Source organism: Endozoicomonas sp. ONNA1 (assembly GCF_024606325.1).
In the GTDB taxonomy this organism is placed as follows: domain Bacteria; phylum Pseudomonadota; class Gammaproteobacteria; order Pseudomonadales; family Endozoicomonadaceae; genus Endozoicomonas_A.
This window is the reverse complement of sequence record NZ_JAHHPN010000377.1, coordinates 1-4210: the sequence shown is the minus strand read 5'-3', so window position 1 is coordinate 4210 and position 4210 is coordinate 1. Positions and strand designations below refer to the sequence as shown.

General features: G+C 44.0%; 4 protein-coding genes. All 4 read right to left on the bottom strand.

From position 1 onward, the window contains the following. A partial coding sequence (locus tag KDK19_RS08755; protein ID WP_257291751.1) for a hypothetical protein occupies positions 1-1132 on the bottom strand: 1132 nt, incomplete at its 3' end. 66 nt (positions 1133-1198) lie between these two features. Continuing rightward, positions 1199-2215, bottom strand: a complete 1017-nt coding sequence (locus KDK19_RS08750; protein WP_257291750.1) for a hypothetical protein — start codon at positions 2213-2215, stop codon at positions 1199-1201. Positions 2216-2498: 283 nt separating this feature from the next. Further along, entirely contained in the window at positions 2499-3452 is a 954-nt protein-coding gene (locus tag KDK19_RS08745; RefSeq protein ID WP_257274427.1) for a hypothetical protein, read from the bottom strand. A gap of 236 nt (positions 3453-3688) precedes the next feature. Further along, on the bottom strand, positions 3689-4210 hold a 522-nt coding region (locus tag KDK19_RS08740), incomplete at its 5' end, for a hypothetical protein (RefSeq protein ID WP_257274428.1).

Sequence of the window (4210 nt, the reverse complement as noted above, 5' to 3'; positions counted from 1 at the left end):
GGTTGTAGAGGGTGTTGGCTGCACTGATATACTGAGTCTTGAAGCTGCCCACATTGACAGACAGGGTTGATTTCCATACTCGTATACGGCTGAACTCGGGTGATGCCTCAAATAAATAAACCTCACCATTGCGATATTCAGGCTTGAGTATGGTCAGGCGTTCACCTGCTTTCTGACATAACCAGCTATCAACAATCCTTCCTTTATTGTTCAGCAGGCTGATCTTGGTGTTGGGTTCGTTACACAGTGCAACCACCGGGTAATTCCTTTCTTCGAAGATAGAGGCCGTTTGGGTCCGGTTATAGCTGATCTCCCAGATTAACTGAATGGGGGGTGTCACTGAACGATCATAGTCGGTGGGAATTATTTCAGTAGCCGTTGTCATGGCCGTTTCGGTATCTTCGTCAGCATCGGTGTCACTAATAATAACAGGAACCTTGTCTGTCGCATTTGTCATAACCGTTTCGGTATTCGTTCTGGCAGGACGGGTAGTGGTCACAGGATCTGTTACAGGCGTTGTTAAAAGAGTGGTTAAAGGAACAGGGGTATAAGGGGGAATGATAAAACCGTCATTTAACTGAGGATCCGGGTCTGCGCAGCCGGGATTGGCGTCAGCCGTTTTATTACAGACGTAAACCTTTAGGCGCATGTTGTGTGTCAGGCAGTGTCCGCCTTTTTTGTTATGAATAGAAGACTCCAGGCCATTGGATGTGGATAGGAAGTAGTAATGTTTTCCCCCTTCAAAGGTTCTGTCGTTGAGTCCGGCAGCATGTTCGAGAAAAAGTATGCTAAGAAAAGACAGCTCGACGGGTTGGTTGCAAGGAAAGAGATCTATGACTTTATCTCGTGGATTTTCTCCTATTTCACAATTCTCATAGTAGGTTTCGTTGTCCGTTAGCCATATATTTTCGTACATGGTTAGGGTTTGTCTATCATTAGCGCGCTTCTTTACCACTGTCGGCTTATTGGGACAAATAAAATACAGCTGCGAGTTTAGCCTCACAGATATGCTCTTGTTCTTGGCGTGGGAATATAAATGATCCCACCACCAGACGCTGGTGTAGACATCACGAGCATCGCATGTCTGAAACAGAGGGAGTAACAGCAGGAATCCGAATAAAACAAATTGCATGGTTTTTCTCTGTTAAAAGTCAGAATAAAAGTAGCAGACCTATCTGCATAGCTTCTTGAAATCGTGTCAGAGCACGCTTGCAGTAAAAAGATACATTGAGATCAAAAGAGCTAACGCCGGTGGGTTGTAGTGTGGGGTGGCCTTACTGATATAAAGATCCTGAAAACCGCCCACATTGACAGACAGGCTCGATTTCCATACTCGTATACGTTCATATTCGGGTAATGCCTCAAATAGATAAGTTTCACCATTCCGGTATTCAGATTTAAGTATCGTCAGATGCTCACCGGCTTGTCGGCATAACCAGCTGTCGACAATCGTTCCTTTATTGTTTAGCAGGCTGATCCTGGTGTTGGGTTCTCTACAAAGTGCAATCACCGGGTAGTTTTCTTCTTCAGTGAGGTAGGCTGTTTGGGTCTGGTTATAGCCGATCTCCCAAAGTAACTGAATGGGCTCTGCCAGTGAATGATGAAACCTGGTGGAAGCTGTTTCAGTAGCTATTATCCTGACCGCTTCGTTATCGTTGTGAGAATCGGTATCACTGTCGCTAGCAGTGTAGGGGCCCGTCATTATGACAGGAGCCTTTTCAGTCGTATTTGTACTGACCGTTTCGGCATCGGAGTCGGTAGTAACAGCAGGAACAGTCGTCGTTACAGGGTCGGTTAATGGCTCTGTTAAAAGAGTTGCAAAAGGAGCAGGAGTAAAAGGATTGTTTGCAGAAAACCTGTTTATATTAGGGTCCAGGCCTTTTTTGCAGTTAGGGTCCGGGTCTCCTCCTTTCATGCAAACGTAAATCTTGAGGCGCATGTTATGTGTTGAACAATGCCCGCCTTTTCTTCTATAAACTGAAGATTGAGTGCCATCTGATGTGGAAAAGATATAGTAATTTTTTCCTCCTTCAAAGGTTCTGTCGTCTGCTCCGGCAGCATGTTCAAGAAACAATAAATTAAGATAAATTAATTCATTGGGCTTGTTGCAAATAAAGCGATCTATAGGTTTATTGGTTCCTATTGCTTTCAATCCCCCTACTTCACAATTCTCATAGTCGGTTGCGTTGCTCGTCAACCATATATTTTCGTACATTGTTGAGGTTTGCCTATCGTGACTGCGCTTTTTTACCACTGTGGGCAGGTTGGGACAAATTATAGAGATCTCTGAGTTTAAATGCACAGTGATGCTCTTGTTATCAGCATGCGAATAAAAATCGTACTCCCACAAAATGCTTTTGTAGACATCACGAGCATTGCATGCCTGAAACAGATGGAGTAACAACAGGAACCCGAACAAAATAAATCGCATCGTTTTTCTCTGGTAAAAAGTCAGAATGAATGTAGCAGACTTTTCTACGCACTTTCAGAAAATCGTGTCAAAGTGCATTTGCAATAAAAAGATACAATGAAATCAAAAGCGCCAATGCCGGTGGGCTATAGAGTGAGTTTACATTACTGATATAACGATGCTTGATGCTATGCACATTAACAAACAGGCTTGATTTCCATATTCGCCCGGGACTGTATTCGGGCGAGGCCACGAATAGATAAACATCGTCATTCCGGTACTCCGGTTTAAGTATCGTCATACGCTCATCTACTTTCTGACACAACCAGCTATCAACAATCCTCCCTTTATTGTTAAGCAGGCTGATTTTTGCGTTGGGTTCATTACACAGTGCAACCACCGGGTAATACTCTTCTTTAGAGATGGTGGTTGTTTGGGTCTGGTTGTAGCGGATCTCCCATATTAACTCAACGGGCTCGTTCGGTGGATCATTATGGATGGTGGAAACCGCTTCAGTGGCCTTTCTCGTAAACGTTTCAGTAGCCTTTGTCGTAACCGCTGCAGTAGCCTTTGTTGTAACCGTTTCGGTATTAGTATTGCTATAGGTATCAGTAATAATGGCAGGAACATTCGGCACTCCGGGATTTATTAAGCCGAACATGAAAGGAGATGGCGTAGAAGGATCACTTGGAGGAATAATGTTTAACTTAGGGTCTATGTTTTTGCAGAGAGGATGGGGGTCACTACGTTTTTTACAGACATAAATCTTGACGCGCATGTTGTGGGTCAGACAATGTCCGCCTTTTCTGTTGTTAAGTGAACCTATGGTGCCGTCTGATGTCGACAATACATAATAATATTTCCCCGCTTCAAAAGTCATATCGTTTTGTCCGGCAGCAAATTCAAGAAACAGTAGATCTACAAAAAACAGTCGAGTGGCATCGTTGCAAACAAAATGGTACGCCAGACTTGAGGTGTTTGTTGGTATCTCACAGTTTTCGTAGAAGGTTTCGTTCTGTACTAACCATAGATTTTCATTCATTTCTGAGGATTGTCTGTCGAACCCGCGTTGCCTTGCCACAGTGGCGATATTGGGACAAATAAACCCTATCCGTGAGTTTATCCGTACAGCTATGGTTTTGTTCTCGGCGTGTGAATATAAATCTTCCACCCATAGAGCGCTTGTGTAGACATCACGAGCATTACATGTCTGAAACAGACAAAACAACAAGATGAATCCGAACAAGACCCGTTTCATAATGTTTCTCTTCTACGAATTCACAGTGTGCTTGCACTAATAAGATACATAGAGATCAAAAGCGCCAACAACGATGGGTTATAAAAGGCGTTTGCGTTATTAGTATGATAATCCCTGGAGCTAACCACATTGATAGACAGTTTCGATTTTGATGTCCGCAAGCGGCGATACTCAGATGATGCCTCAAATAGATGAGTGTCGCCATTCCGGTATTTGGGTTTAAGTATCGTCAGGCGCTCACCGACTTTCCGACATAGCCAACTATTGGCAATGGTTCCCTTGTTGTTCAGCAGATTGATCCTGATGTTGGGCTCTCTACACTGCGCAACCACCGGATAATGCTCTTCTTCAAAGATATTTGCAGTTTGGTTCTGGTTATGGCCCATCGTCCAAACCAACCGAATGGGCTGTGCCAGTGAATGATCATATCTGGCAGGAACCGTGTTGGTCGCTTTTAGCGTGATCGTTGCGATATCAGTTTGAGCATTGTTGTCAGTCATAGTGACAGGAACCGACCCCGTCGCGGTTGTTGCCATAACTAT